This is a genomic window from Bradyrhizobium daqingense, from assembly GCF_021044685.1.
Taxonomy (GTDB): Bacteria; Pseudomonadota; Alphaproteobacteria; order Rhizobiales; family Xanthobacteraceae; genus Bradyrhizobium; species Bradyrhizobium daqingense.
Window position 1 is genome coordinate 2,559,174 of the sequence record NZ_CP088014.1, and the last position, 26,561, is coordinate 2,585,734.

The following is a 26,561-nucleotide window of genomic DNA, read 5'->3' on the forward strand; positions in this document are numbered from 1 at the left end:
TGAAGACGGGGCGCTTTGCTCCTTCTCGACGGCTTCATGGCGGATTACGACCTTGCGATCATCGGCGGCGGGCTGAACGGGGTCAGCCTTGCGCGCGATGCGGCCGGCCGCGGCTTGCGGGTCATCCTGTTCGAGCAAGGCGATCTCGGCGGCGCGGCGTCATCGGCGACACCGCGGCTGATCCATGGCGATCTCTCGGTTCTGGAACGTCGCGGCCTTTGGCGGGTGCGCCGAGCGCTGGCCGAGCGCCGGACCTGGCTCAGGATCGCGCCGCATCTGGTCCGGCCGATGCAGTTCGTGATCCCCGCGCATGCCGAGGAACGTCCGCCATGGCTGCTGCGCGCCGGCCTGCTGCTCTATGACGGCCTCTCCAGCCGGAGCGGCCTGCCTGTCGCGACGACCCTCGACATCACGCATCATCCGGTCGGCAACGCGCTGAAGCGTCCGTTCGGCACGGCGTTCGCCTATTCGGACTGCGTCGTCGACGATTCCCGCCTGGTGGTGCTGACGGCGCGCGATGCCGCCGAACGTGGCGCGGCGATCCGGACCGGCGCGCGCTGTGTGCGCGCCGATCGAACCGACATCTGGCGCCTCGCGGTGGTCGATCGGGGTCACCGCCGCACGATCACGACCCGGGCGTTGGCCAACGCCACCGGGGCGTGGACGCCGATGGTCGCGGAGACCGTGCTGCGGCATCAGCAAGCGCCGATGGCAGCAACGCAGATGAGCCAGATCATCGTGCCCAGCCTGTTCGAGTCCGATAACGTCTACGTCTTCCAGAACAACGACGGGCGGCTGATCTTCGCTCAGCCGCTCGAACGCGACTTCACCCTGATCGGCACGGTCACGCATGAATTCACCGGCGATCCCGCGATCGTGGCGATGCGTGGAGCCGATGTCGGCTATCTCTGCGAAGCCGCCAGCCGCTATTTCCGCGAGCGCGTCCACCCGACCGACGTGGTCCGGACGGTCTCCGGCGTCAACCTGACGCTGGCGTCTGTGCGAGGACGCGATACCACGACGTTGTTCCACGCGCGCCGGCGCAAGGCGCCGCTGATCACGATGTTCGGCGGTGACGTCACCACCTCACGGCTGCGCGCGGAGCGGGCGGTGACGCATCTGACGCCGTTCTATCCGATGTCGCCGCCCTGGACCGCCGGCACGGCGCTGCCCGGTGGCGATTTTGCCTGGGATCATTTCGACACGGAGGTCGACCTCGCACGCGACCGCTGGCGCTTTCTGTCGGAGCCGCAGGCCCGGCGCCTCGTCGGCGCCTATGGCTCGCGTCTGCCGGCGGTGCTCGGCGAGGCGAAGACACGCGAAGAGCTCGGCCCGGCCTTCGGTCCGGAGCTGACCGGCGCCGAGGTGCGCTTTCTCATGAGCCATGAATGGGCGCGTTTTCCCGACGACATCCTGTGGCGCCGCTCCAAGCTCGGCCTCACCATGCCCGCGGCGGATCGTGACGCGCTGGCCGCGTTCATGGCGGGAGCAAGCTAGACGGAGCCGCGCTTGCCGGGCATCCCGCCGGGATCGCGAGCGCCATGACGAATGGCGTGGATGATGATCTCCTCGCCGTTAATTTCGTAGAAGCGAGAAATGGGTAGGGCGTTGTGGTCAGCCTTCGGATGTCCGAATCGTCAGTCCGTAAACCAATTTCCGGATGCGCTGGTAACAGGCTGATCACATCCTGAATGCGCTTTTGGACGCGCGCCGCTCCCTGAGGAGACGTCTCCGCAATGTAGGTCAGAATGGACTCGAGGTCCGCTAGCGCCGGAAGCGTATAGCGAATATTCACAGGCCGTGTTTGGCCCAAGTCGCGCGGACCTGAGCCTCGGTTGCGAACTCGCCTCGCGCGGCGGCCTCCTTCGATCGGACAATTGCCGACCGCTCATCGTGCGAGAGGATGATGGGAGAGGCTTCAGCGCCGGCGAGCTGGAGCACGATCCGGGCAATATCATCCTGCGCGTCAGCCGGCAGACTGCGCGCGATCTTCAGGGCTTGATCCAGCAACTTGGTCATATCCATATCATACGCCTTTTGATGCCCGTTCTGAAGGCCAATTTGGGACATTCATCTGTGAGCCGGTTGAGCAAAGGGCGATCGGCCGCTAGCGTGCGGCGGAATCGGGGTTGGCAGGGACCATGACGGACGAGTTGCCCAGAACAGACGCCGCGGCCAATGCGGCCGGCGGAGATGCACATCCCACGGCCGGGCAGCCGCTCTTGCGTATCGAGGGCATCGCCAAGACGTTCGGCACGTTCCGGGCCGTGGACGGCGTCTCGCTCGACATCAAGGCCGGAGAGTTCTTCGCGCTGCTCGGCCCCAGCGGTTGCGGCAAGACCACGCTGCTCCGCATGCTCGCAGGCTTCGAGGCGCCGGACGAGGGACGCATCCTCCTCGGTGGCAAGGACATCGCGCAGGCGCTGCCGCATGAGCGCCCGATCAACATGATGTTCCAGAATTACGCGCTGTTTCCGCATCTGTCGGTGCGCGACAACATCGCCTTCGGCCTGAAGCGCGCCGGCATGGCGCGCGCCGACATCGCCACGCGTGTTGCGGAGATGGTGGCGCTGGTGAAGCTCGAGGGCCTCGAGAAGCGCAAGCCCGACCAGCTCTCCGGCGGCCAGCGCCAGCGCGTGGCACTCGCGCGGGCGCTGGCACGACGGCCGCAACTGCTGCTGCTCGACGAGCCGCTCGCAGCGCTCGACAAGAAGCTGCGCGAGAGCACGCAAGGAGAGCTGATGGAGCTGCAGCGCCGGCTCGGCATGACCTTCATCATCGTCACCCACGACCAGGAGGAGGCGATGACGATGGCGAGCCGGATCGGCGTGATGAAGGCCGGCAAGCTGGCGCAGGTCGCGGCTCCGCGCGCGCTCTATGAGACGCCGCGGTCGCGCTGGATCGCGGAGTTCGTCGGCGACGTCAATCTGTTCGAGGGCGAGTTCAAGCTGCGTGACGGCCATCACCTGGTGATCGCCACGCGTGAAGCCGGCACGCTGGTGACAGCCGAGCCGCGCGAGCCCGTGGGCGAGACCGCATTGTCGGTCGCGATCCGGCCCGAGAAGGTCAAGCTGTCGCGCCGCGGGCCGGTGTCCGAGGTCGGTCGTGAAACGGCGATCAACAGCCTGGAGGGCGTGATCGCCGACATCTGCTATCTCGGCGGCACCACCACTTACAAGGTGAAGCTCGACGCCGGCGGCATGGTGCAAGCTTCGGTCGTCAACAGCGCGCGCATCGAGACCGACGCATACAGCGTGAATCAGAACGTCGTTGCCTGGTTCACGCCCGACGATTGCGTGGTGCTGCCGCCATGAGCTCCCGTCGCATCTTCGCGCGCCCGGCGCGCTTTGCCGCGATTGCGCCCTACGTCTGGATGGCGCTGTTCTTCCTGGTGCCGTTCGCCTTCGTGCTGAAGATCAGCCTGTCGCAGACGGCGATCGCGCAGCCGCCTTACGAGCCCGTGTTCGACCTGACGGCGGGATGGGACGCGCTGAAGGCGGCGTTCGCCGCCCTGTCGCTTGATAATTTCAGGCTGCTTGTCTCCGACGACCTCTATGTGTTCGCTTATGTGCGCAGCCTCACCGTCGCCGTCACGGCGACTGCGCTCCTGTTGTTGATCGGTTACCCCATCGCCTATGGCATGGCGCGGCTGCCGAAGCGCTGGCAGGCGGTGGCGATGGTGCTGGTGATCGTGCCGTTCTGGACTTCGTTCCTGATCCGCATCTATGCCTGGATCAACATCCTCCAGCACGACGGTCTGCTCAACCAGATCCTGCTGGCGCTGCATCTGGTCAGTCAGCCTGTGGTGTGGCTCTCCACCGACAGCGCGATGTATATCGGGATCGTCTATTCCTATCTGCCGTTCATGATCCTGCCGCTCTACGCTACGCTCGCCAAGATGGAGCCGTCGCTGGAGGAAGCGGCCGGTGATCTCGGCGCGCCGCCCTGGCAGGTGTTCTGGCTCGTCACCTTCCCATTGTCGCTGCCGGGCGTCGGCGCCGGCGTGTTGCTGTGCTTCATCCCGATCGTCGGCGAGTTCGTCATCCCGGACCTCCTGGCCGGCTCCAATTCGCTGATGATCGGCCAGACCCTCTGGCTCGAATTCTTCACCAACAAGGACTGGCCGGTCGCGTCCGCGGCAGCGATCGTGCTGCTGGTCGTGCTGCTGGTGCCGCTGCTGCTGTACGAGCGGCTGCAGAAGCGGCAGTTGGAACAGGGGGGCTGAGACGATGCGCAAGCTCTCTCGTCTCTCCCCCTTCAACATCGCTTCGCTGGCGCTGGGGCTGGCGTTCCTTTATCTGCCGATCCTCATCCTCGTGATCTATTCCTTCAACGCCTCACGCCTGGTGACGGTGTGGGGCGGCTGGTCGCTGCGCTGGTATCACGAGTTCTTCAATGACCGCGCCATGATCGAGGCGGCCTGGATGAGCCTGCGGGTCGCGGTCACCTCGGCGACCATCGCGACGCTGCTCGGCACCCTCGCCGCGGTTGCGCTGTCGCGCGGCGAGCATTTTCGCGGCCGCACGCTGTTCTCCGGCATGCTCTATGCACCTCTTGTGATGCCCGAGGTGATCACCGGGTTGTCGCTGCTGCTGCTGTTCGTGGCGCTCAACGCCGAGCGCGGCTTCTGGACGGTGACGATCGCCCACACCACGCTGACGACGTGCTTCGTCGCCGTGGTCGTGCAATCCCGCCTCGGCTCGCTCGATCGCTCGCTGGAGGAGGCCGCAATGGATCTCGGCTGCGACCCCGTCCGCGCCTTCGCGATGGTAACGCTGCCGCTGATCGCGCCGGCGATCGTCGCGGGCTGGATGCTGGCCTTCACGCTGTCGCTGGACGATCTCGTGATCGCGAGCTTCACCACCGGCCCCGGCTCGGCGACGCTGCCGATCCGAATCTACTCGGAGGTGCGGTTGGGCGTGAAGCCCGAGATCAACGCGATCTGCACGCTGGTGATCGCCCTGATCGCGGTGGTGATCGTGATCGCCTCGCTCGCTTCAAAGCTGTCGAGCTCGCAGGGCGAGAGCGCGGCGCCGCTGTAGGGTGGAGGACGAATGATGATGTTCGCCTATCAGGTCCTGTTCCAAACGCCGCTCTGGGTCTGGCTGCTGCTGGCCTTCCTGGCTTGGCAGGGCATCAAGGCGATGCAGCCACGCAGGTCGCCGATTTGGCGTGCGCTGATCGTGCCGGTTGTCTTCATCATCTGGGGCATTTCACGCAGCAACGGCGGACCTCAAGACAGTGCATGGCCTCTGGTCGCCTGGATCTCGGCCGCGCTGGCGCTCTCGCCAGTGGGGTTGCTGACGCCATGGTCCTTCGAAGTGGATCCTGTGACCGGCGAGCTCATGCGTCCGGGTAGCGTGCTAAGCCTGATCCGCAACCTCGTCGTGTTCTCTTTGCAATATATGGTCGGCGTGATCTCGGCTATCGATGCCGGCGATCGAGCACTGGCAATGCTGATAGGCCGCGCCATCTCGGGCGCGACCGCTGGTTATTTCATTGGCTCGACGATCGCGCTTCTGATCGCCTATCGCCGGAAGCGTGCGGCAAATACCTAGGACTTCACCGCACCCGCCGTGAGCCCGCCCACCATGTAGCGGCGGAAGGCGTAATAGACCGCGGCCGGCGGCAGGGCGTAGATGAAGCCGGTTGTCATCAGCAGCTCCCAGGGAGAATCGTCTGCGGCGAGGAAGTTGCCGAGCGCGACGGGGAGCGTGATCTCGCGGTCGTTCGACAGCAGGAGGAACGCGTAGAGATATTCGTTCCAGGCCAGCAGCACCGCATAGGTGCCGATCGCGACCAGCGAAGGCATCATCAGCGGCAGGTAGACCAGACGGAAGATCTGCAGCGTGGTGGCGCCGTCCATCACCGCTGCCTCGTCCAGCTCGACCGGCAGCTTGTCGGAGGCCTGCTTCAGCACCCAGATCGCGTAAGGCGAGGCGATCGTCACCATGGCCAGGATCAGCGACCAGTGATTGTTGAGCAGGCCGTAATTGCCCATGGTGCGGTACATCGGTACGGCGAGAAACGCCGCGGGGATGAAATAGGTGAAGAGCGCGAGGTTCAGCACGGCGCGCCCGCCCGGCACCTTCAATCGCGAGATCGCGAACGCCGCAGAGGTCGCGATGAACAGCGTGAGCACACCGACGGAGACGGCGATCACGGTCGAATTCCAGAACTGGACGTAGAAGTCGCGCAGGAAATAATGCTGCTGCTTGAACACGATTTCGAAGTTGTGCAGCGTCGGATGGTCCGGCCACAGCTTGCCCGAGAACGCGTCCTCCTTCGGGGAGATCGCGAACAGGAACATGTGATAGATCGGGATCATCGTCCACAGGAAGACGGGGATGCCGATCAGCAGCAGCCGCGCTTCCGTCGCGACGTCACGGAGAGAGGGGAGCTTCATCGTGACAACCGTTTCATCATGAAGTAAACCAGCGGCAGCACGAACGGCATCGCGCAGACGATGGATGCCATCGCGAGCGAGAGCTGGTCGAGCCGGAGATAGCGGATGCCGAGCGTCGCCAGCACGTGCGTGAGGTCGGCAGGTCCCCCGCCGGTGAGCAGGTAGACGCTGTTGAAATCGCCCAGCGTCCAGATCATCGAGAGCAGCGTGCAGGTGACGTAGAGCGTCTGCATCGACGGCCAGGTGATGTAGCGGAATTTCTGCCACCAGCTCGCGCCATCCACCTCGGCGGCCTCGAACAGATCGTGCGAGATCGCAAGGCGCCCGGTGATCAGGATCAGCGTCCAGAACGGCAGCGACTTCCAGATGTGCACGGCGATCGCCATGCAGAGCGCGACGGTCGGGTCGTTCAGCCAGTTCGGGCCGTCATCGCCGGTCAGGGAGAAGATGAAGTGGTTGACCATGCCCCATTCAGGATTGAGCATGAAGCGCACCGACAGGATGGTCGGGATCGACGGCACCGCCCAGGGCAGGATGAAGATCACCGACAGCCATCTGATCCAGGTGCGCTGCTGCGCGAAAAAGCCGGACAGGAACAGCGCAATCATCATCTTGATGTTGATGCCGACGACCAGGAAGATCAGCGTGTTGATTGCAGCGCGCGCGAAGATCGGGTCGTGATACAGCGCCACATAGTTCGCCGGATCGCGTGCCAGCCAGAGCCCGTAGCAGACGGGATAGACGACGAAGGCAAGGAAGACGAGCAGATAGGGTGTTAGCAGGAGGATGCCCCAGACCTGCGCCGGGGTCAGCCGCGACGACAGGGGCGGGCCGGGTATTGCCTGATCGCCAGAGAGCGTGATCGCCATTCTTTCGGACTCTTCAAAGAGAAGCCGGCCGCGAGACGCGGCCGGTGTTGTTGTTGCACTATCCCCCGCAACGCGGAGAGAAGGGGCGGACGACTTAGCCCGCGACCTGCTTGATCCGGGCGATCAGCTCGTCAACGGCCTTGTCGACGGGAACTTTCTCGCTGACAACGCGGTTCATCGCCTTCGCCCACACGTTCTCGTTGTTCAAGATCGTGAACTTCCAGTTCCTGGTAAAGTCGAACTGAGAGGTGCCGCCCTTGAACTGCGTGTAGACAGCCTTGCGGTGCTTGTCGGCCTGCCAGAACGGGCTCTCCTGGCTTTCCTTCGTCACCGGGAACCAGCGGCCGAGCGCGCCCTCGATGTAGGGACGGATGTTCTCTTCCTGCAGCAGGAAGCTGAGGAATTGCTTGCCCTCGGCCTTGTTCTTGGCCGCGGTGAAGATCAGACCCGTCTTGACGTCGGAGCGATATTTGATGGTCGGGCCATCGGGAGCCTTGGGGAAGGACGCCGTGACGATGTCCTGCTCATAAGCCTTCTTGCCGGCCTCGCGCTGTTCCGGCGTGAGGTTCTGATTCTGTGACTCCTCGTACCATTTCGCCGCGATCGAGATCGTGAAGTTGTGGGTCATCACGATCGTCTTGTTGTGGAAGGCGACGTTGTTGTCCGGGTCCTTCCAGGTGGTCGCGGAGGGCGGGGCGCAGCCCTTGATGTAGGTGTCGGTGTAGTCTTTCAGCGCTTTGATCAGGCCGTCGCGCACCTTGGGGTCGTCGACCAGCAGCTTGCCGTCGTCGTCGACGAGCTTGACGTGGTAGGCATCCATGAAGGTGTAGAACGATTGGAAGGAGTCGGTGGATTCCACGCCCATCGGCTGGCCGACGGCATAAATGCGCTGGCCTGTGGCCTTACGGATCGCCGGCTGCACCTTGTCGCACCAGAAGCTCCAGTAGCCGGTCCAGTCGTTCGGGATGTCACTCTGCTTGAAGCCGGCTTTCTCCAGCATGTCGTTCCAGATCTGGACGTGCATGCTCTGCTGCTTCAGCGGGAAGCCGTAATAGGCCTTCTTCTTGGCGACGTCGTTGTAGAGGATTGAGGCGTCCAGCGTGTTCTGCACGAACCGGCCCTTGATGGGGTCCATCACGTCCGTGAGGTCCTCGAGCTTGCCCTCATAGGCCCACTTGCCCTGTACCTGCACGTCGTAGCTGTCGGAATAGGCGACGTCGGGCACGGTGCCGGCATCGAGCGCCGCGACGGTCTTCGGAATCATGTCCTGGATCGCGTACTGCGACAATTCGACCTTGATGCCGGTCTTGGCTTCAAACTTCTTGATCGTCTCGGCGAGCGCTTCGTCCTCGGACTTGTAAAAGCCTTTGACCCACCAGACCGTGATCGTCTTCTGTTGCGCAAATGCGGGCGCAGTGGCGGCAAACAGCCCAGCCGCAGCGACCACCAATGAAACTGTGCCAATAACCTTGGATTTCACGTTTTTCTCCCTCAAACGGCCGGTGTTTTAACCGGTCGTATAAAACACTAGCGCATGGCGGGAGGCCGATCTAGCGCCATCTTGTCAGACCAAGGTCGCGTAATGTCGGGCAGGAGAGATGCTGAATGCACGCATCGATCCAATCGCCGCATCAATTCGCCCCTATCAATTCGCGTCGCTTGATGGAGCGCGAATCCTCGGTTCGAATTCCTGGCTCGGGTCGGACTCTCAATTCGACTTGGCGCCCTCTTTGGCATTCTCGGCCGTCGGCGATCCGTCCTGGGCCGGGCGCTTTCCACCCCCGGTGATGCGTTGCTTCAGGAGATCGAGGAAGGGAGACGCCGCGGGCGATTGCCGGATCAGGCTTTCGGGATCGGGGAAGACCAGAGGATCGTCCCAGGGCCCCTGCACCATGAAGGGCAATTGAAAGCCGGACGCCGTGTTGAGGCTTGCGACGCCCTTCATGTCGTATTCGCGGGTCGGCACCGAGGCGGTGCCGGTCAGCGTGATCTTCGCCGTGGGCCCTTCGATGCGGATGTCCTCGGCGGTGGCGATCCCGTCCGAAAACTTCACCGCGATGGTGAGGCTGTCGTAGGGCGTGGAGCCGCTGCGGAAATTGCCGCCGCCCGACAGCGGCCGCCGTTCCAGGCGCTTGAGCAGCTGCTCGGCATTGAAGCCCGAGATCGCGCCGTTATGCCCGGTGACCGTGGCGCTGCCGTCGAGCGACTGCACGAGGCCGAACGGGCTTGAGCCGGAGGCGAAGAGAGAGACGTTGATGTTGCCGCGGCCGGACAGCTTGTTGAGGCCGAACAGTTCGGATGCGCAGGCCTGGAGGTCGACGTCGGTGAACTGGAATTGCGCCTTGATGTCGGCGACGTTCTCGGCGCGCGCGATGCCGAACGAGCCCTTGGCGATGCCGCCATAGATCTGGGCCTCGCCCACCGACAGCGCCAGCGTGCCGTTGCGCAAATTGGCACCGATCGCGGTGCGGCCGAGCTTCGTCGGGCCGACCGTCAGCTTTGCTGCCGAAAGGCGCATGTCGAGGTCGGTGGTCGACAATCCGTTGAGGTCGAACAGCTGCCTGTTCCAATCGCGCGCTCCGCTCGCGAGCAGGCGGAAGGTCGAGATATAGGGCGTGAAGTCGAGCGCGTCGGCGGCGAGGGTTGCTTGCAGCGCCTGGCGACCGTTGTTGGCGTAGGTCATGACGCCTTCGGCGGTGTTGCCGTCGAGCTCGACATTGACGTTGGTGAGCGCGATCGAGGCGCCGACGACGTTGGCGCGCGCCTTCAGGGCGAAGCGGCCGAAGCCGCCGCTGGCGGGCTGCGGCTGTCCGGTCCAGCGCAGCGCGTTGCGCAAGGACGGGCTGTCGATGGTGAGCGTGCCCTCCATCATCGGGCTGGTGCGGTTGGCGACGCTGCCGTCGAAGGCGAGCTTGAGCGGCGCGCTCGCGATCCGCGCCTTCAACCCCGAGCGCTCGCCGGAGAGGGCGGCGACGAAATCGGAAAAGCTGATCGTGCCGTCGACGCGTTCGCCGCGCCAGTCGAACTGTCCGGTCGCGGCGAAAGAGCGCGAGATCGAGGGCCAGGCCAGCGACAGGTCGATGTCCTCGAGCTTCTCGGTGCCGTGCGTGGCGGCGTCCTCGTAATTGAGGACGCCGTCCTGGATCCTGATCTCGGAGAACGAGACCTGGTTTTCGGCGCCGGGCTTCATGGTGCGCGCGATGGTCTGGATGAAGGGTGTCCAATTGCTCTCGCCGTCCGGCTTCAGGCTGACATGGATGCGCGGTCGCAGCAGCGTCAGGTCGGCGATCTCGAAGCGTTGCAGCAGCAACGGCAGCAGCCGCAGATTGGCGGTGAGCACGTCGATATGGAGCGCGGGATCGCTGGCGCCGCCGCCCTTGAGGCCGACGTCGTGGAAGGAGATGTAGCTTGCCGGCAGCACCGAGATGTCGATGGCACCCGCAACACTGAGCTCGAGCCCGGTCACGTCGCGAATCTGCGCTTCCACCGCCTTGCGCAGCGCGTCGCGGTTGATGAGCCAGGACGTCGCGATCAGGGCGATCAGCGCCACGCCGAGCAGCGCCACGATCGGCGTCCCGAGGCGCTTCATTCCTTGAGCCATGGTCAATGGCATGTCCTGATCGGGTTGGTTGTTGGAGCCAGAAGGGCGGGTCGGGAAACCTGCGTGCCCACGCCCAACCCCCGCAACTTGATGGGTTTTCTTGTCGCTTTCAAGGCCGCGGACGATTCTGCTCACGGCGTGAGCAGCTTCTATCACCCGGCGGCGGAACGGAGAACCCCCGTATCATTGACGGCTTCGGAGGATTTCGCCTAATAATCGCCGCCAATAAGGCGCGACGCCCGCAAGCCGAAGGTTCAGTCGAAGGTCATTTGCATGAACAAGGTCTATCCCGACGCCAAGTCGGCTCTGTCAGGCATTCTGAAAGACAACATGATGATCATGTCGGGCGGCTTCGGCCTCTGCGGCATCGCCGAGGAGCTGTCGGATGCGATCCGCGAGTCCGGCGTCAAGGGCCTGACAGTGGTCTCCAACAATGCCGGCGTCGACGGCATCGGGCTCAGCCGCCTGCTGGAAACCCGGCAGATCAAGAAGATGATCTCGTCCTATGTCGGCGAGAACAAGCTGTTCGCCCAGCAATTCCTCGCCGGCGAGCTGGAACTCGAATTCAATCCGCAGGGCACGCTGGCCGAGCGCATCCGCGCCGGCGGCGCCGGTATTCCGGCCTTCTACACCAAGACGGGTGTCGGCACGCTGATCGCCGAAGGCAAGGAAGTGAAGGAGTTCGACGGCGAGAAATACCTGATGGAGCGCGGCCTGTTCGCGGACCTCGCCATCGTGCATGCCTGGAAGGGCGACACCGCCGGCAACCTGATCTATCGCAAGACCGCGCGCAACTTCAACCCGATGATGGCGACCGCCGCCAAGATCACGGTGGCCGAGGTCGAGCATCTGGTTCCGGCCGGTGAACTCAATCCCGACCACATCCACACGCCCGGCATCTTCGTGAAGCGCATCGTCGAGGTCGGCACGGCCAAGAAGCGCATCGAATTCCGCAACACCCGCCCGCGGCCTGCGGCTTAAGCGCGACACAGGAGAACTGATATGGCCTGGACCCGTGAACAGATGGCCGCGCGCGCCGCGAAGGAACTGCGTGACGGCTATTACGTCAATCTCGGCATCGGCATCCCGACGCTGGTCTCGAACTACATCCCCGACGGCATCGACGTCAGCCTGCAGAGCGAGAACGGCATGCTCGGCATGGGCCCGTTCCCGTATGAAGACGAGGTGGACGCGGACCTGATCAACGCCGGCAAGCAGACCGTGAGCGAGCTGCCCTCGACGTCCTATTTCTCGAGCGCGGATTCCTTCGGCATGATCCGCGGCGGCCACATGGATCTGTCGATCCTCGGCGCGATGCAGGTGGCCCAGAACGGCGATCTCGCCAACTGGATGATCCCCGGCAAGATGGTCAAGGGCATGGGCGGCGCGATGGATCTCGTCGCCGGCGTCAAGCGCGTCGTCGTGGTGATGGAGCATTCCGCCAAGGACGGCCCGAAGCTCCTGAAGCAGTGCAACCTGCCGCTGACCGGTGAGCGCGTGGTCGACATGGTCGTCACCGATCTCGCCGTCTTCACCATCGACAAGCACGGCGACGGCGGCATGGCCCTGATCGAGCTCGCCGAGGGCGTCACGCTCGACGAGGTCAAGTCCAAGACCGAAGCCGAATTCCGCGTCGCGCTGAAGAACACGTAAGCGAGAAACGCCGGGCGCGCATCACGACAGGGTCCGTGTCAAGCGGGCCCGCTCGGCACATCGGAGAACTTAGTCAGCCAGGCGACCGGGCCGATGCTGGCAGCGACGATCAAGAGGGCTGCGAGCGCGCCGTCCTCGAAATTGCCACGGCTTGCGAACTGGTAGATCGACGTCGACAGCGTTTCGACGTTCAGGGGACGCAAGAGCAGCGTTGCCGGGAGCTCCTTCAAGCAGTCGACGAACATGACGATGACGGCGCCAAGCATCGCGGGCCGGAGCAACGGCAGATAGATCTGCCTCAACATGACTGCCTGGCCGGCGCCGACCGTGCGTGCGCTCTCGTCATAGTCGCGCGGAATGCTGTCGAACCCGGCCTTGATCATGCCGACCGGCACGGCAAGAAAACGGATCGTATAGGCGATGACGACGGCCATCCCGGAGCCGACCAGGATCAGCCCGGGCGACGAACGTCCGATCCAGGCGGCGACCACGCTCATCGCGTTATCGACCGCCAGAACCGGGGTCAGCAGGCCGAGCGCAATCACGAGACCCGGCAGCGCGTATCCGGTCTGCGCGATGCTCATCACCAGATAGCGCAGAGGATCGGGCCGAAAGCGGTGCGCGATCGTCGTGGCGAGCGCAAGCATCAGCGCCATGAGCGTCGCGAGCGCTGCAAAGGCAAACGAATGGAAGGTGTGGCGCCACAGGAGCGGGTCAAAATTCGTCAGGAGACCGCGACCGAGAGCCTGATGCGCCAGATAGGACAGCGGCACGACGAAGCCGATCAGCACCGGCAGCACGCAGACCGCGAACGCGATCCACGCTCTTGCGCCCGAAAGCGGGGTCCGCTGCCTCACATGCGGGCTTTCGGCCGAGAATGCGATGCTGGCATTGCGGCGGCCGTAACGCTCCATCGCGATCAAGCCGGCGACGATCGCAAGCATCAGGCATGCGAGTTGCGCCGCACCGGCAAGGCTGCCGCGGTTAAGCCAGGTGGTGAAGATCGAAACCGTCAGCGTGCGGATGCCGAGATATTCGCTGGCGCCGATGTCGTTGAGCGTTTCCAGCGCGACGAGCGCCACGCCGACCGCAAGCGCCGGCCGCGCCATCGGCAGTGAAACGCGCCAGAAAATGGTCCATCGGCCGGCGCCCAGCGTCGTAGCCGCCTCGGCGAATTCGGCAGACTGAACCTGGAACGTCGCCCGCGCCGCCAGATAGACGTAAGGATAGAGCACGAGCCCGATCACGAAGATGGCGCCCGGCAGCGAGCGCAGGTTGGGCAGAAGGCCCAGGGCATCGCCCAGCGGCAGCCAGATCGCCAAAGTGCGATGCACCAGCCCGAGCGGTTCGAACAGGTCGGCATAAACGTAAGCCGCAAGATAGGTCGGGATCGCCAGCGGCAGCGGCATCAGCCACAGCAGCATGCCCCGGCCGGGAAAATCGTGGCGCGACATTACCCACGCAGTGCCGGCGCCGATCAGAAGTGTGAGTGCGCCGACCCCGACGAGCAGAAGGGCGGTATCCCGGAGGGCGGCCGGCAGCACGTAGTTGATCAGGTCGTGCCACACATCGCCCGCCGGCTGCAGAGCCAGCGAAACGATCGAGATCACGGGCGCCGCGACCAGGATCGCGGTTGCGATCGCGATGGCGGTTGCAGCGCGTCCGGCGTGCGCACGACCTCTTGAGCGAGGCCGTGCGCCCTTAGTTTCTTCTAGTTTGAGAGACGAGGGCCGCCAGAGATCAGTTGTCAAAGCCGACCTTGTCGACCAGCGAGGCCGCAGCCTTGCGATTGGCGGCGATCTTCGCGATCGGCAACGGATCCGGGCCGAGCTTGCCGTAGCCGGCGATGGTGGAGTTGATGGCCACACCGGCGCGAACCGGATATTCGTAGTTCTGGTCGGCATACATCTGCTGCGCCTGCTCGCTGACGAGCCACTCGATCAGCTTGATGCCGTTGGCCTTGTTGGGCGCGTGCTTGGCAAGCAGCACGCCGGAGAGGTTGACGTGGGTGCCGCCGCCTTCGAAGGTCGGCAGGATGACGCGGGTCGCCTCCGCCCACGGTTTCTTCTCGGGATCGTTGTTCATCATCAGCGCCCAGTAATAGGTGTTGCCGATGCCGATGTCGCACTTGCCGGCGGCAACGTCGCGCGCGGCTTCGCGATCGCCGCCCGACGGCTTCTGCGCGAGATTGGCCTTCACGCCGCGCAGCCACTCCTCGGCTTTGGCTTCGCCATGCTTGGCGGCATAGGCCGCGAACAGCGCGTTGTTGTAGATGTGCTGGCCCGAGCGGATGCAGATCTTGCCCTTCCACTTGGGATCGGCGAGCTCCTCATAGGTGATCTTGTCCTGCTTGACGCGATCCTTCGAGGCATAGATCACGCGCGCGCGCATGGAGATGCCGGCCCATTGTCCGTCCGGATCGCGATACTGCGCCGGCACGACCTTCTCGACCACCTCTGACTTGATCGGCTGGGTGACGCCGGCCTGCACGGCCTCGTCGATGCGGCCGATGTCCACCGTCAGCAGCACGTCGGCCGGACTGTTGGCGCCTTCCGCCTTCATACGCTGCTCCAGACCGGAGCTTGCGGACACGACATTGACCTTGATGCCGGTATCCTTGCTGAAGGCGTCGAACAGCGGCTGGATCAGCTTGGTCTCACGATAGGTATAGACGTTGACCTCGCCATTGGCGGCTGCTTCCGACACGAAGGATAGGGTCAGGCTCAACACCGCCGCTGACGCGGCGAGGACGCGAAGATTGATCATAAGGGCAGCTCCCAGGGGGGCGATTGAACGCCCGATTGAGTAGCGCAGCCGATGCGGCAACGTCAGCGACGCGATGTCGCGAGAGACATGACTTAGAGAAATTCCAAACTGACTTTAGACTCGTTCTAATTCGTGGGCCGAGACGATGATGGAAGACAGCGCCGCGTATTGCCGTACGACGCCATGGCTCTCTCCAGATAGCGATGATTGAACCCCATCATAACGCAAATCCGGCGTTCGGAGTTTGAGCGAGCGCAAAGGTCGCTCGCCTGGATCCGGATAATCTAGTGCCCGGAACTGCCGCGACGCGCGGCATCGATTTACGAATGGGTAAGACATGAGATTTGATCTCGCAGCGCGCTATGGCGAAGAGAGATTGCCGCGCTACACGAGCTATCCGACCGCACCGCATTTTTCGCCTGCGATCGGTGGACATACCTACGCCGGGTGGCTCGCCGGGTTAGCGGCCGGCGCCAGCGCCTCGCTCTATCTGCACGTGCCGTTCTGCCGCGAGATGTGTTGGTATTGCGGCTGCCATACCCAGATCGTCCGCCGCGACGAGCTGATCGCGGCCTATCAGCGGACAATGCGCCGCGAGATCGTGCAGGTGGCCGACACCATCAGCCATCGTATGAAAGTCGAGCACATTCATTTCGGCGGCGGCACGCCGACGATCATGGCGCCGGAAGCCTTCGCCGAGTTGATGGCCCTGATGCGCCAGGCGTTCTCTGTGTTGCCGGCGGCCGAGATCGCAGTCGAGATTGATCCGCGCACGTTGACCGCCGACATGGTGGAGGCGATGCAGCTCTCGGGCGTTAATCGCGCCAGCCTCGGCGTTCAGAGTTTCGATCCGGTCGTGCAGCGTGCGATCAATCGCGTACAGAGTTTCGAGCGGACGGCGTCCGTCGTCGACATGCTCAGGCGTGCCGGTATCACCGGGATCAATTTCGACCTGATCTACGGGCTGCCGCATCAGACCGTCGCCTCGTGCCTGGACACGGTCCGGCGTGCGCTCGCGCTGGCGCCCGACCGGTTCTCGGTGTTCGGCTATGCCCATGTGCCTGATTTCAAGAAGCATCAGCGCATGATCGACGACGCCGTCCTGCCAGACGGTCCGGCGCGCCACGACCAGGCTTGCGCGATCGCGAATGTGCTGAAGGAGGCCGGCTACGTGCAGATCGGGCTCGACCATTTCGCGCGACCTGACGATTCCATGGCCGTGGCCCTCAAGGAGGGAACGCTGCGGCGTAACTTCCAGGGCTATACCACAGACAGGGGTAACGTCCTGCTCGGTTTCGGCGCGAGCGCGATCGGACATTTGCCGCAGGGCTATGTCCAGAACGAGGCGCAGATCGGCGCCTATGCGCAGAGCATCAACGCCGGCCATCTCGCCACCGCGAAAGGCTACGGCCTCACCGACGACGACCGGCTGCGCGCCGACATCATCGAGCGCATCATGTGCGAGTTCAGTGCCGATCTCGGCGACATCTGCGCCCGTCATGGCGCGGAGCCCGGGGTGATGTTGAAGTCGGCCTCGCGTCTGAAGCCGCTGATCTCTGACGGCGTCGTCAGGCTGGACGGCGCCAGGCTCGCGGTCGCAAGGGATTCGCGCTTCCTCGTCCGCAGCGTCGCGGCGGCGTTCGATGCGCATCTGGATCCGGGAAAACAGCTGCACAGCCGGGCGGTGTGAACTCTCACAGTCTGTTATTCCGAGGCGCACGAAGCGCGAACCGGGAATCCATTCTTCCACGTCATCCGCTGCACGACGGATTCCGGGCTCGTCTCCTTGACGCTGGGGAGTGTGATGGCACCTGCAATCGTCGAGCAGTTTGCGATAGCGCAAAACGGATCGGCCGGACGGCAATATTTTTCCTGACACAGTTTGAATTTCCAGGAGTTGATCCCATGGCTGGCACCCGATCCCGCAACTTCGAGGGCTGGCCGCTGTTTGCGAACAGCTTTCGGCCCTTTTTCCTGTTCGCCGCGATCCAGGCCGCCCTGTCGATCCTGGCTTGGCTGCCGATGTTCTACGGCGAATTGTCGGTGACATCGGCCTTCGCGCCTCGCGACTGGCACGTCCACGAGATGCTCTATGGCTTCCTGCCGGCGGTGATCACCGGATTCCTGTTCACGGCGATCCCGAACTGGACCGGGCGGCTGCCGATCCGGGGCACCTCGCTTGGAGCGTTGCTGGTGGTCTGGTTTGCCGGACGTGTCGCGGTGACGCTGTCGGCCGAGATCGGCTGGGTGTTCGCCCTTCTCGTCGATGCCGGCTTCCTGGCGCTGGTCGTCGCCGCCGCGACGCGTGAGATCATCGCGGGCGGCAACTGGCGCAACCTGCCGGTGGTGGCGCTCGTGCTGGTGCTGCTTGCCGGCAACGTCGGCTTTCATCTCGAAGCGCACTTTGAAGGGGCGGCGGACACCGGCATCCGCGTCGGCATCGGTGTGGTCGTTCTGCTGATCGCGCTGATCGGCGGCCGCATCATCCCGAGCTTCACCCGCAATTGGCTGGTCAAGTTCAATCCCGGCCACTTGCCGGTACCGTTCGGGCGCTTCGACGGCGCAGTGATCGGCTGCAGCGCGCTCGCGCTCATCTCGTGGATCGTAACGCCTTTGAATGCCGTCACCGGCGTCGCGATGGGGCTCGTCGGCGTGCTGCATCTGGTGCGGCTTGCGCGCTGGGCCGGCGACCGCACCACGCGCGAGCGGCTCCTGCTGATCCTGCATGTCGGCTATGTCTTCGTGCCGCTCGGCTTCCTCCTGCATGCGCTGGCGGGCTTCGGCGTGCTGCCGCCGAGCGCGGGCATCCACGCCTGGATGACGGGCGCGGCCGGAATCATGACGCTCGCGGTGATGACCCGGGCAAGCCTCGGCCATACCGGACAGGCGCTGACGGCCTCGCCGGCGACACAAGGGATTTACCTCGCGATCATCGTCGCGGCGCTGGCGCGCGTCGCCGCCATGGTGCTGCCGGCCTATGGCGATGTGCTGCTGCACATTGCCGCCTGCGGCTGGGTCGTCGCGTTCCTCGGGTTTGCGATCGCGTTTGGTCCGCTGCTCGCGGGCAGCCGCCGGCGCGCGCTCGCCATCATGGGGTTGCCCCTCCCGGCGCGCTAAGATCGCGCCGCGCTGGCCAAGGCCGTCCCGATCCGCCGCACGGCCATTGTGCCGCCGCAGCAGTGCCCCACGGAAACCCCAATCGAACCAGTTCCTTTGCTGCCGCGTCCAACCACGATGGCGAGGCATTTGATCGCACGCGTCCGGCTGGCGGCGCGGCGGGACCGGCAGGAGGGACTTATGCGCATCACCGCAAGCTATCTGGCAACGACGAGCCTCGTTCTGGTCGTCATGGCGACGGCATCGCCGTCTTGGGCCGCCGATGTGGATGCGACGTCGGCGATCGACACCGTCACCGTCTATCCCGACGGTGCCACCGTCACCCGCATCATCAATGTCGACCTGCCGTCCGGGGATTCGACACTTGTCGCCAAGGACTTTCCGCTGACCCTCGATACGTCCTCCATCCGGGTCGAGGGGGAAGGCGGCGCAAAGCTCACCATCGGCACGATCGATGCGCGGTCGCCGCGCGCGGCACCGGTCAACCTGCCCGAGCTGGAAAAACGCATCGAAGCCCTGAACGACCAGCGCGCCGACCTGCAAGGCGCGATCGACTCGGCCAATGCGCGCCGCAAGTTCGCGGAGCACTTTGCCGAAGCTTCCCCCGTGGGCATCGGCGAGAGGGGCGAGGCGCGTCCGATCGCCGAATGGCGCACGGCCTTTGCTGCGGTCGGCGAGGAAATCGCGAGCGCCGATGCTGCCATCCGTGAAGCGACGCGCAAGCAGCGCGAGATCGATCGCCAGGTCGCCCAGCTCGAAGCCGAGCGCAAGGCCAAGCCGCCGAGCAAGCTCGAAGTTCGCATGGAGGTCGCCTCACCGGTCGCGACCAAGGCGACGCTGCGGGTAACGTACAACGTGCGCAATGCGCGCTGGCTGCCGCTCTACGACGCCCGGCTCGACACCGGCGCCAAGGACCGCAAGCCGCAGCTGGAACTGGTCCGTCGCGCCGAGATCACGCAATCGACCGGCGAGGACTGGTCCAACGTGGCGCTCGGCGTCTCTACCGTCCGCATCAGCCGCAGCGGCAGCGCGCCGGAGCTGAATTCATTGGTCGCCCAATATCCGCAGTCGCCGAAGCCCCGCGCACTGGGTTCGGTCGCGGATATACCCATGCCCGCTCCGGCACCTCCCGTTCAGCGGAAGATGGAGGCAGCTTCTTCCGATGCAGCCAGGGAGGAATTCGCTCAGCGAGCCGAGGAAAGGCGAGCGGTCGCCGAGATCGGCGACTTCCAGGCCACTTTCAGGATTCCCGGCCGCGTCAGTCTCGGTGCCGCCGAGGGCGCCAAGAGCCTGAAGATCGCGGCGACGACCGTGCCCGCCGATCTTTCGGTGCGCGCCGCGCCGGTGATCGATCCGACCGCCTTCCTCGAAGCCAGCTTCAAGCAAACCGACGACACCACCTTGCTGCCCGGCAAGGTCGCGATCTACCGCGACGGCGTCTTCGTCGGTCGCGGCAAGATCACGGCATCGGCCAAGGACGACATCGTACGGCTCGGTTTCGGTGCCGACGACAAGGTCAAGATTGAACGCGCCGTGCTCAAGCGCAATGAGGGCTCGGCGGGCTTGCTGGTCACGACGTCGAAGACCGACGAGCGTTCGTTCAAGACGACGGTCCGCAACGGACACGATTTCCCGATCAAGATCGCGATCGAGGACCAATTGCCGGTCAGCGAGAACGAAGAGATCGTGGTCGAGATGCTGCCCGCAACCATGCCGCCGACCGCGAGCAACATCCGCGACAAGCGCGGCGTGCTGGAATGGTCATTCGACGCCAAGCCAGGCGAGGCCCGCGATATCAACTTCGCCTGGCGCATCCGCTGGCCGAAGGACAAGGGCGTGGTGATCGTGCCGTCGGGTTAGGGCTGTAGCCGCGAATGAAGTGCTCTCCCTCTCTCGCTTGCGGGAGAGGGCTGGGGTGAGGGCTCTCTCCTCTGGAGGATTGTCCCGTTGTGGAGCTACCCTCTCCCCAACCCTCCCCCGCAGGCGGGGGGGGGAGGGAGCGCACCGTTGTTGCAGAAACAGGATCGGCTAAATTCCAGTCCCAATTGTCCGCATCGACTGCGGCAGCACATACGGCACGCCGTCAGCCTGATGCACGACCGCGTCGATCTCGAAAATATCCCGGATGATCTCGCGCGTCACAACTTCCGTGCGCGGGCCATCGGCAGCGAGCCGGCCGCCGTTCAGCACGACCAGGCGGTCGGCGAAACGGATCGCGAGATTGAGATCGTGCAGGATCGCGATCACGGCCGTGCCGCGGCCAGCGCGGCGGCGCGCCGCTTCGACGAGGTCGATCTGGTGGCGCAGGTCGAGGCTCGAGGTCGGCTCGTCCAGCAGCAGAAGTCCCGGACCATGCTCGGCCTCGCCGCAGGCGAGCTGCACCAGCACGCGGGCGAAATGGACGCGCTGCTGCTCGCCGCCGGACAGCGTCGGCAATTGCCGGTCCCTGAAATAGGAGAGGCCGACCTCGTCCAGCGCGGCGTCCACGAGCGCGCCCGCCTCGCGCAAACTGCGATCGCCCGCGCCCATCAGCACGATCTCCTCGACCGTGAAGGGGAATGTGACGTTGATGTGCTGGGACAGCATGGCGCGGTGCGCGGCGAGCTCGCGCGGCCTGTAGCTGCCGATGGCGCGCTGCTTCAGCCGTACCTCGCCCGCGTTCGGGCGGAGATCGCCGGAGAGTAGCCGCAGCAGCGTCGACTTGCCGGCGCCGTTCGGACCGATGATGGCGACCATCTCGCCGGCCGAAACAGTCATGCCGACCCCGTCGAGCAGCGTCGCGCGGCCGGCGCGCTTGACCAAGCCACGCGCCTCGATCACGGCGCTCATAGTGGAGCAAGCCCGCGCTGCCGCAGCAGGATGACGAGGAAAACCGGTGCGCCGACTGCCGCGGTTAGGATGCCGATCGGCATCTCCGCCGGCGCCACGATCGTGCGCGCCAGCGTGTCGGCACCCACCATCAGGATCGCACCTGACAGCACCGAGGCCGGCAGCAGCAGACGATGCTCCGGCCCGATGACGAGCCGGAGCAGATGCGGCACGACGATGCCAACGAAGCCGATGACGCCGCTGATCGACACCGCGACCCCGGTCATGGCCGAAACCATGACGATCGAGATCCGTTTCAGCCGCTCGACGTCGACCCCGCCGTGAAACGCGTCGGCCTCGCCGAGCACCAGCAGATCGAGCCCGCGCGCGATGAAGGCGCAGGCGACAAGCCCAACGATCAGGATCGGCGCAAGCACGGCGGCCTTGGTCCAGGTCGCGCCGCTCATCGAGCCCAGCAGCCAGAACGTGATGTCGCGGAGCTGGCGGTCGTCGGCGACGAACACCAGGAGCCCGATGCCGGCATTGGCAATGGCAGTGATGGCGACACCGGCGAGCAGGAAGACCGCGATCGAGGTTCGCCCGGAGCGGCTGGAGATGCCGTAGAGGACCGCGGTGGTGACGAGCGAGCCTGCAAAGGCCGCGAGCGGCGACAGCTCGGTCTGCAGGAAGCGCAGCGCTTCGCCGAAGCGTGAATCCGTGAACACGATCGCGCTCGCCGCCGCGAGCGCGCCACCGCTGGAGACACCGACCAGCGCGGGATCGGCGAGCGGATTGCGAAACAGTCCTTGCATGATTGCGCCGGCGGCCGCGAGCAGGCCGCCGACCATCGCGGTCGCCACGATCCGGGGAATGCGGATCGACCACAGCACGAGCTGGTCGCGGGCGGCCATGCCCTCGCCCGCCGTGTTGCCGGCAAGGCCAAGCGCAGCGGGCAGCCGCGAGAGCGGAATGCCGGCCGCGCCAACCGTCAACGCAACGATGGCGGTGAGCGCGAGCAGCACGAGCAGCAGGGGAAGCGCGAAGGAGGCCGAACGCCGTCCTGCAGCGGCGCGTCGCCGCGGGCTTCGCGCGTCCGTCCCGAGCGCCACGCTCATTGCCGGCAATTCGTCGCCGACAGAGCCGACGTGAAGCTGCCGCCCTGGTTGGCCAGTGCCGGATAGAGCTTGACCGAGAGATCGCGCGCCGCCGCCGCGGTGCGCGGCCCGAAGCCGAGCAGATAGAGCCCGTCCATGGTGATGAAGCTCTTGTTGGCCGCGACCGGCGTCAGCGCAAAGCCGGGATGGGCATAGACCGCGTCGGCCTGGAGAGAATCCTTGCCGCGCTCGATCGACAGCACGACATCGGGCTTGGCGGCTACGATCGACTCGTCGCCGATGATCTTGTAGCCGTCGTAATCGTCGATGGCATTGGCCGCGCCGGCGAGCTGGATGATCTCGTCGGCCGCGGTCTTGTGGCCGGCGACCATGGCCCGCCCGTTCTGGAGCGACATCACGAACATCACGCGCACCGGTTTCGTCACCTTGGCACGCAGCGCGCGAAGTTGCGCGAGATCGGCACTGACCGCAGCGCTCAGGCATGCGGCGCGCGCGTCGACGCCCATGGCATGGCCGACCAGCTTGATCTTCTCGACCAAACCGTCTTCCGAGAACGTCTCGGGCACCAGCACCAGCGGCACCTTTGCCGCCTCGAGGATGTCCATGGTCTCGGGCGGGCCAGATCCCTGGATCGCCAGGATCAGCGAGGGGTTGAGGCCGAGCACGCCTTCGGCGGAGATCTTGCGCATGTAGCCGACATTGGGTTTGTCGTGCAGCGCTGAGGGCGGATAGAGGCTCGTCGTGTCGACGCCGACCAGCCTGCTCTCCAGGCCGAGCGCATAAAGGATTTCGGTGATGGCGCCGCCGATCGAGACCGTGCGCGCGACATCGGTGACGGCGACGTCGCGATTGCGCGCATCATGCACGATGATACCGGCGGCATGCGCGCCCGGTACGAGCGCGAATGTGCAGGAGAGCAGGAGACTTGCGATGCTGCGACAAAATGTCATTGCGGTTTACTTGGTCAGGATCAGCTTGTTCTGCGACGTCAGGCGCAAGCGATAGCTGTCCTCGCCATGCGCGATGATGATCTCGCGCTCGGCCGCAAACAGCTCGCGGCTGTCGATCCGGCTCCCTCGCATCGTGAGGGTTCTCGTTGTCGCAGAAGGGTTTCCCGCCGGCCCTGCCGCGACGCTGCCGCTGTTTCCGGACGTTGCTGACATTGTGCTGTAATGCGCTTTCGAAATTTCAGATGCGTCCTGCTTTGTATAAGCGGCGCACGGCGCATTCCAACGGCGGCAGTTTACAATCGATATAAACTGCAACGTGATGTCATTGACCGTCAGAGTGTTGCCACGTAACCAATTATGGCAGCGGGGTGACGTCCCCGCATTTTGAGAACCGAGCCAGCCAGCCGTTCGCGTCGCGAACGCACGCCAGCCAAAGACGCCAAAATTAAAATGAAGTGCAGGCTGGGGCTGATATGGCTGACGGGGCTAGGTATTCGCGCGCCCTGATTTTGGGCGCGTCGGTGGTTTCAATCGCGGCAATGACGGCGGAGCGGGGTCTTGCGCAGACCGCATCGCCGCAAGTCGAAAGTGCCTGGTCGGAAAGGGCGAAGCAGGCCAAGCGCAAGCCGGCGAAGCCGCAAGTCGCGCAACAGCAGCCCAGTGCCGGCGTGCGCGATGCGCACGCGCAGGTAGTTGTCGGCGTCCAGGCACTCGATACCATCACGGCTGCCGCCACGAAGACCAAGGAGCGCGCGATCGACTCGCTTGCGCCCGTCAGCTCCATTTCGCTCGACCAGATTCAGGGGCTGCAGCCGAACCGGCTGTCGAGCATCTTCTATGCCGTGCCCGGCGTGTCGTTTCAGGAGCGCGGCGACGATCCCGCGACGGTCATCAACATCCGCGGCTTGCAGGACTTCGGCCGCGTCGCGGTCGTCGTCGACGGCGCGCGGCAGAACTACCAGCGCACCGGCCACAATGCCAACGGCTCCTTCTTCCTCGATCCTGAATTGATCGGCGGCGTCGATGTGGTGCGCGGTCCCACGGCCAACATCTACGGCTCCGGCGCGATCGGCGGCGTGGCGTCGTTCCGCACCAAGGACATCAATGACGTGCTGCGCCCCGGCGAGCGCTGGGGCGTCGATCTCTCAGGCTCTTACGGATCCAACAATAATCGCGGCCTGGGCTCGGTGTTCGGCGGCGTGCGCGCCACGCCCGACGTCGACGTCTTCGGCGGCGCCGTCTATCGCACGCAGGGCAATTACAAGGACGGCAACGGCACCGAGATCGGCAACACCGGCAATCAGGTCGAGGCCGGATTGATGAAGGTCACAGTGCGTCCCGCTCTCGGCCACGAGGTCAAGTTCGGCGCGGTGTTCCAGGACTATCAATACGACATCGGCCAGTTCAATCGCGGCCCGGTGGCAACGGCGGCGCAGCGCGCGCTCTATCAGGGCTCGTCGGTCTATGCGTCCGACGTCAAGAACTACACCGGCACCGTCACCTGGAAATACTCGCTGCCGAGCGACAATCTGTTCGACTGGCAGATGTCGGTGTATGGCAACCGCGTCGATAACGATCAGACCAAGACCTATCACAACGGCACGACGCCGTCGGCCTATTGCAACGGCGGTCTCGGCAACAACGTTTCGGGATGTGTCGGCGGCACGCGCGGCTATGTGCTCAATACGTACGGCATCGACGTCAACAACACCTCGCGCTTCAACGTCGGCGATTGGCGCAATGCCGTTACCTGGGGTGTCGACGCGTTCCAGGACGATGTGATCACGACGGACAGCCGCGGCAACTCCAACATCACCACGCCGAGTGGCATCCGTACCGTCTCGGGCGGCTTCGTTCAGTTGAAGCAGAATTACAGCACCTGGTTCGAGGCGGTGAGCGCGATCCGCTATGACCGCTACGACCTCGATTCCGGCAGGACCAGCGCCGGCGGCGATCGGTTCTCGCCGAAGATCACCCTCGGCGTCACGCCGATCCCGGGCTTTCAGCCCTATGTCAGCTATGCCGAAGGCTATCGCGCGCCGTCGATCACCGAGACCGTGATTTCCGGTGCGCACGCGACCGGTGGTGGACCGGCCTTCTTCCCCTGTCCCGATGGCACGGTGGGCTTGTTCTGCTTCCTGCCCAATCCGAATCTTCGTCCTGAGGTCGGCAAGAACAAGGAAGTCGGCTTCAACCTGAAGTATGACAGCATCTTCAGCGCCAACGATTCGTTCCGCGGCAAGATCAACCTGTTCCGCAATGACGTCAGCGACTATATCGACCTGGTCGCGTCGGCGCCCGTCCCGGTGCCGCCGTTCGGCTCGTTCAGCCAGTACTATCAGTATCAGAACATCGCCAATGCCCGCATTCAGGGCTTCGAGGCGGAGACGATGTACGACGCCGGCGATTGGTTCATCGGCGTCGCCGGCCACTACATCCAGGGCAAGAACGTCCAGACCAATATCGGGCTGGCGACCATCACGCCGACCAAGGTCGTCACGACCGGTGGTGTCCGCCTGCTCGATCGCACGCTGATACTTTCGGCGCAGTGGGCCTCGTTCGGTCCCAACAACGACGTGCCTGCCAATTATGTCCGGTCGACCGGCTACGACCTGGTCAATCTCTATATGACCTACAACGCGACCAGGGACATCGTGTTCTCGGCGTCGATCGACAATCTCTTGAACCAGTATTACCGGCCTTACGCCATTCCCGGCAGTTCGACCGACGGCACCTCGCAGAACGACGTGCTGTGGACGAGCCCGGGCCCGGGCAGGGTCTACAAGGCTGGCATGAAGATCCACTTTGGAGGTGCGTGAGCCGGCAGGCATCGCAACACCAGCGATCCCCGCCGGGCCGCGCTGATGCTCCAGCGCGGCTTCGGCGCGTTTTCATCCAGATCAGAAGGAGAGACTTTCATGTTCATCGCAATGAATCGTTTCCAGGTGAAACTCGGTTCGGAAGCCGCTTTCGAGACCGTCTGGCGCACCCGGGAATCCTATCTTGGCAGCATGGCCGGCTTCGTCGAATTCCATTTGCTCAAGGGACCGGTGCTCGAGGATCACACGCTGTATTCCTCGCACACGGTGTGGGTCGACAAGGCCGCCTTCGAGGCCTGGACGCGCTCGGAGGAATTCCGCCGCGCGCATGCGCGCGCCGACAACAAGACCGGCGAAAGCCTCTATCTCGGCCATCCCAAGTTCGAGGGGTTCGAGGTCATCATGACCGAGCGCAAGACGAACGCCGCCGCTTAGATCGCGACCAGCTAAGGGAGCC

Annotated in this window: 24 protein-coding genes; 12 read left to right on the plus strand and 12 right to left on the minus strand. The window is 64.5% G+C overall.

Annotated elements, in window-relative coordinates; genetic code table 11:
* Positions 1-36: 36 nt before the first annotated feature.
* Positions 37-1,497, plus strand: coding sequence for a glycerol-3-phosphate dehydrogenase (locus LPJ38_RS12255; protein WP_145632618.1), 1,461 nt, complete (start codon positions 37-39; stop codon positions 1,495-1,497).
* Here the strand turns inward: LPJ38_RS12255 and LPJ38_RS12260 are convergent.
* Both LPJ38_RS12260 and LPJ38_RS12265 read right to left on the minus strand, forming a co-directional pair.
* A complete protein-coding gene (locus LPJ38_RS12260; RefSeq protein ID WP_231088615.1) occupies positions 1,478-1,795 on the minus strand; it encodes a type II toxin-antitoxin system RelE/ParE family toxin in 318 nt (105 codons plus the stop codon). The two genes, LPJ38_RS12255 and LPJ38_RS12260, sit on opposite strands and share 20 nt — an antisense overlap.
* Positions 1,792-2,070: a hypothetical protein gene (locus LPJ38_RS12265; protein ID WP_347339024.1), complete on the minus strand. Its 279-nt coding sequence runs from the start codon at positions 2,068-2,070 to the stop codon at positions 1,792-1,794. Before LPJ38_RS12265 ends, LPJ38_RS12260 begins: the two co-directional genes overlap by 4 nt.
* 71 nt (positions 2,071-2,141) lie before the next feature.
* Between LPJ38_RS12265 and LPJ38_RS12270 the strand changes: the two genes are divergently transcribed.
* Genes LPJ38_RS12270 through LPJ38_RS12285 form a run of 4 tightly spaced genes read left to right on the plus strand, consistent with a single transcriptional unit; the run spans position 2,142 to position 5,558 of the window.
* Positions 2,142-3,314, plus strand: a complete 1,173-nt coding sequence (locus tag LPJ38_RS12270; protein WP_145632615.1) for an ABC transporter ATP-binding protein — start codon at positions 2,142-2,144, stop codon at positions 3,312-3,314.
* A complete protein-coding gene (locus LPJ38_RS12275; protein ID WP_145632612.1) occupies positions 3,311-4,225 on the plus strand; it encodes an ABC transporter permease in 915 nt (304 codons plus the stop codon). The genes LPJ38_RS12270 and LPJ38_RS12275 overlap by 4 nt, the downstream gene beginning before the upstream one ends.
* A gap of 4 nt (positions 4,226-4,229) precedes the next feature.
* Positions 4,230-5,042, plus strand: coding sequence for an ABC transporter permease (locus tag LPJ38_RS12280; RefSeq protein WP_145632609.1), 813 nt, complete (start codon positions 4,230-4,232; stop codon positions 5,040-5,042).
* Positions 5,043-5,054: 12 nt separating this feature from the next.
* Positions 5,055-5,558: a DUF6622 family protein gene (locus LPJ38_RS12285; protein WP_231088616.1), complete on the plus strand. Its 504-nt coding sequence runs from the start codon at positions 5,055-5,057 to the stop codon at positions 5,556-5,558.
* Here LPJ38_RS12285 and LPJ38_RS12290 read toward each other — a convergent pair.
* The 4 genes from LPJ38_RS12290 to LPJ38_RS12305 form a co-directional block, all read right to left on the minus strand.
* A complete protein-coding gene (locus tag LPJ38_RS12290) occupies positions 5,555-6,406 on the minus strand; it encodes a carbohydrate ABC transporter permease (RefSeq protein ID WP_145632606.1) in 852 nt (283 codons plus the stop codon). The genes LPJ38_RS12285 and LPJ38_RS12290 overlap by 4 nt on opposite strands.
* A complete protein-coding gene (locus tag LPJ38_RS12295) occupies positions 6,403-7,275 on the minus strand; it encodes a carbohydrate ABC transporter permease (RefSeq protein WP_035998764.1) in 873 nt (290 codons plus the stop codon). The genes LPJ38_RS12290 and LPJ38_RS12295 overlap by 4 nt, the downstream gene beginning before the upstream one ends.
* A 94-nt stretch (positions 7,276-7,369) precedes the next feature.
* Entirely contained in the window at positions 7,370-8,755 is a 1,386-nt protein-coding gene (locus LPJ38_RS12300; protein WP_145632602.1) for an ABC transporter substrate-binding protein, read from the minus strand.
* 228 nt (positions 8,756-8,983) lie between these two features.
* Complete coding sequence (locus LPJ38_RS12305; RefSeq protein WP_167520441.1) at positions 8,984-10,876, minus strand: AsmA family protein; 1,893 nt, start codon at positions 10,874-10,876, stop codon at positions 8,984-8,986.
* 273 nt (positions 10,877-11,149) lie between these two features.
* Between LPJ38_RS12305 and LPJ38_RS12310 the strand changes: the two genes are divergently transcribed.
* Both LPJ38_RS12310 and LPJ38_RS12315 read left to right on the plus strand, forming a co-directional pair.
* On the plus strand, positions 11,150-11,857 hold the full coding sequence (locus LPJ38_RS12310) for a CoA transferase subunit A (RefSeq protein ID WP_008546160.1): 708 nt from the start codon (positions 11,150-11,152) through the stop codon (positions 11,855-11,857).
* A 21-nt stretch (positions 11,858-11,878) separates the two neighbouring features.
* A complete protein-coding gene (locus tag LPJ38_RS12315; RefSeq protein WP_145632595.1) occupies positions 11,879-12,529 on the plus strand; it encodes a 3-oxoacid CoA-transferase subunit B in 651 nt (216 codons plus the stop codon).
* 38 nt (positions 12,530-12,567) lie between these two features.
* On the opposite strand, the gene LPJ38_RS12320 is transcribed toward LPJ38_RS12315, so the two are convergent.
* A complete protein-coding gene (locus LPJ38_RS12320; RefSeq protein WP_231088617.1) occupies positions 12,568-14,139 on the minus strand; it encodes an ABC transporter permease in 1,572 nt (523 codons plus the stop codon).
* Between the two features lie 130 nt (positions 14,140-14,269).
* The gene (locus LPJ38_RS12325; protein WP_145632587.1) at positions 14,270-15,295 is read right to left on the minus strand and encodes a Fe(3+) ABC transporter substrate-binding protein; all 1,026 of its coding nucleotides are present in this window, start codon (positions 15,293-15,295) and stop codon (positions 14,270-14,272) included.
* A 337-nt stretch (positions 15,296-15,632) separates the two neighbouring features.
* Here LPJ38_RS12325 and hemN point away from each other — a divergent pair, with 337 nt between their 5' ends.
* The 3 genes from hemN to LPJ38_RS12340 all read left to right on the plus strand — a co-directional run bounded on the left by hemN (position 15,633) and on the right by LPJ38_RS12340 (position 20,272).
* A complete protein-coding gene (hemN, locus tag LPJ38_RS12330; protein ID WP_145632584.1) occupies positions 15,633-16,985 on the plus strand; it encodes an oxygen-independent coproporphyrinogen III oxidase in 1,353 nt (450 codons plus the stop codon).
* Positions 16,986-17,200: 215 nt separating this feature from the next.
* The gene (locus LPJ38_RS12335) at positions 17,201-18,412 is read left to right on the plus strand and encodes an NnrS family protein (RefSeq protein WP_145632581.1); all 1,212 of its coding nucleotides are present in this window, start codon (positions 17,201-17,203) and stop codon (positions 18,410-18,412) included.
* Positions 18,413-18,592: 180 nt separating this feature from the next.
* Entirely contained in the window at positions 18,593-20,272 is a 1,680-nt protein-coding gene (locus LPJ38_RS12340) for a mucoidy inhibitor MuiA family protein (RefSeq protein WP_145632579.1), read from the plus strand.
* A gap of 168 nt (positions 20,273-20,440) precedes the next feature.
* Here LPJ38_RS12340 and LPJ38_RS12345 read toward each other — a convergent pair whose 3' ends face one another.
* Genes LPJ38_RS12345 through LPJ38_RS12360 form a run of 4 tightly spaced genes read right to left on the minus strand, consistent with a single transcriptional unit; the run spans position 20,441 to position 23,498 of the window.
* Entirely contained in the window at positions 20,441-21,241 is an 801-nt protein-coding gene (locus tag LPJ38_RS12345) for a heme ABC transporter ATP-binding protein (RefSeq protein WP_145632576.1), read from the minus strand.
* Positions 21,238-22,335 carry a FecCD family ABC transporter permease gene (locus LPJ38_RS12350; protein WP_145632574.1) on the minus strand — a complete coding sequence of 366 codons (1,098 nt, stop codon included), beginning with the start codon at positions 22,333-22,335 and terminating at the stop codon, positions 21,238-21,240. Before LPJ38_RS12350 ends, LPJ38_RS12345 begins: the two co-directional genes overlap by 4 nt.
* Positions 22,332-23,285, minus strand: a complete 954-nt coding sequence (locus LPJ38_RS12355; RefSeq protein ID WP_145632571.1) for a heme/hemin ABC transporter substrate-binding protein — start codon at positions 23,283-23,285, stop codon at positions 22,332-22,334. Before LPJ38_RS12355 ends, LPJ38_RS12350 begins: the two co-directional genes overlap by 4 nt.
* A gap of 6 nt (positions 23,286-23,291) precedes the next feature.
* Positions 23,292-23,498, minus strand: coding sequence for a hemin uptake protein HemP (locus LPJ38_RS12360; RefSeq protein WP_231088618.1), 207 nt, complete (start codon positions 23,496-23,498; stop codon positions 23,292-23,294).
* A gap of 260 nt (positions 23,499-23,758) precedes the next feature.
* Here LPJ38_RS12360 and LPJ38_RS12365 point away from each other — a divergent pair, with 260 nt between their 5' ends.
* Entirely contained in the window at positions 23,759-26,104 is a 2,346-nt protein-coding gene (locus LPJ38_RS12365; RefSeq protein WP_208750534.1) for a TonB-dependent hemoglobin/transferrin/lactoferrin family receptor, read from the plus strand.
* A gap of 99 nt (positions 26,105-26,203) precedes the next feature.
* Positions 26,204-26,539 (plus strand): heme-degrading protein HmuQ, encoded by a 336-nt coding sequence (hmuQ, locus tag LPJ38_RS12370; protein WP_145632565.1) that lies wholly within the window; start codon positions 26,204-26,206, stop codon positions 26,537-26,539.
* Positions 26,540-26,561: the final 22 nt, after the last annotated feature.

Excerpts from the sequence above, each read along its gene's own strand:
- LPJ38_RS12255 (WP_145632618.1), top strand. The coding sequence starts at position 37 with ATGGCGGATTACGACCTTGCGATCATCGGCGGCGGGCTGAACGGGGTC.
- LPJ38_RS12265 (WP_347339024.1), bottom strand. The coding sequence starts at position 2,070 with ATGTCCCAAATTGGCCTTCAGAACGGGCATCAAAAGGCGTATGATATG.
- LPJ38_RS12270 (WP_145632615.1), top strand. The coding sequence starts at position 2,142 with ATGACGGACGAGTTGCCCAGAACAGACGCCGCGGCCAATGCGGCCGGC.
- LPJ38_RS12275 (WP_145632612.1), top strand. The coding sequence starts at position 3,311 with ATGAGCTCCCGTCGCATCTTCGCGCGCCCGGCGCGCTTTGCCGCGATT.
- LPJ38_RS12280 (WP_145632609.1), top strand. The coding sequence starts at position 4,230 with ATGCGCAAGCTCTCTCGTCTCTCCCCCTTCAACATCGCTTCGCTGGCG.
- LPJ38_RS12285 (WP_231088616.1), top strand. The coding sequence starts at position 5,055 with ATGATGATGTTCGCCTATCAGGTCCTGTTCCAAACGCCGCTCTGGGTC.
- LPJ38_RS12290 (WP_145632606.1), bottom strand. The coding sequence starts at position 6,406 with ATGAAGCTCCCCTCTCTCCGTGACGTCGCGACGGAAGCGCGGCTGCTG.
- LPJ38_RS12295 (WP_035998764.1), bottom strand. The coding sequence starts at position 7,275 with ATGGCGATCACGCTCTCTGGCGATCAGGCAATACCCGGCCCGCCCCTG.
- LPJ38_RS12305 (WP_167520441.1), bottom strand. The coding sequence starts at position 10,876 with ATGGCTCAAGGAATGAAGCGCCTCGGGACGCCGATCGTGGCGCTGCTC.
- LPJ38_RS12310 (WP_008546160.1), top strand. The coding sequence starts at position 11,150 with ATGAACAAGGTCTATCCCGACGCCAAGTCGGCTCTGTCAGGCATTCTG.
- LPJ38_RS12315 (WP_145632595.1), top strand. The coding sequence starts at position 11,879 with ATGGCCTGGACCCGTGAACAGATGGCCGCGCGCGCCGCGAAGGAACTG.
- LPJ38_RS12325 (WP_145632587.1), bottom strand. The coding sequence starts at position 15,295 with ATGATCAATCTTCGCGTCCTCGCCGCGTCAGCGGCGGTGTTGAGCCTG.
- hemN (WP_145632584.1), top strand. The coding sequence starts at position 15,633 with ATGAGATTTGATCTCGCAGCGCGCTATGGCGAAGAGAGATTGCCGCGC.
- LPJ38_RS12335 (WP_145632581.1), top strand. The coding sequence starts at position 17,201 with ATGGCTGGCACCCGATCCCGCAACTTCGAGGGCTGGCCGCTGTTTGCG.
- LPJ38_RS12340 (WP_145632579.1), top strand. The coding sequence starts at position 18,593 with ATGCGCATCACCGCAAGCTATCTGGCAACGACGAGCCTCGTTCTGGTC.
- LPJ38_RS12345 (WP_145632576.1), bottom strand. The coding sequence starts at position 21,241 with ATGAGCGCCGTGATCGAGGCGCGTGGCTTGGTCAAGCGCGCCGGCCGC.
- LPJ38_RS12350 (WP_145632574.1), bottom strand. The coding sequence starts at position 22,335 with ATGAGCGTGGCGCTCGGGACGGACGCGCGAAGCCCGCGGCGACGCGCC.
- LPJ38_RS12355 (WP_145632571.1), bottom strand. The coding sequence starts at position 23,285 with ATGACATTTTGTCGCAGCATCGCAAGTCTCCTGCTCTCCTGCACATTC.
- LPJ38_RS12360 (WP_231088618.1), bottom strand. The coding sequence starts at position 23,498 with ATGTCAGCAACGTCCGGAAACAGCGGCAGCGTCGCGGCAGGGCCGGCG.
- LPJ38_RS12365 (WP_208750534.1), top strand. The coding sequence starts at position 23,759 with ATGGCTGACGGGGCTAGGTATTCGCGCGCCCTGATTTTGGGCGCGTCG.
- hmuQ (WP_145632565.1), top strand. The coding sequence starts at position 26,204 with ATGTTCATCGCAATGAATCGTTTCCAGGTGAAACTCGGTTCGGAAGCC.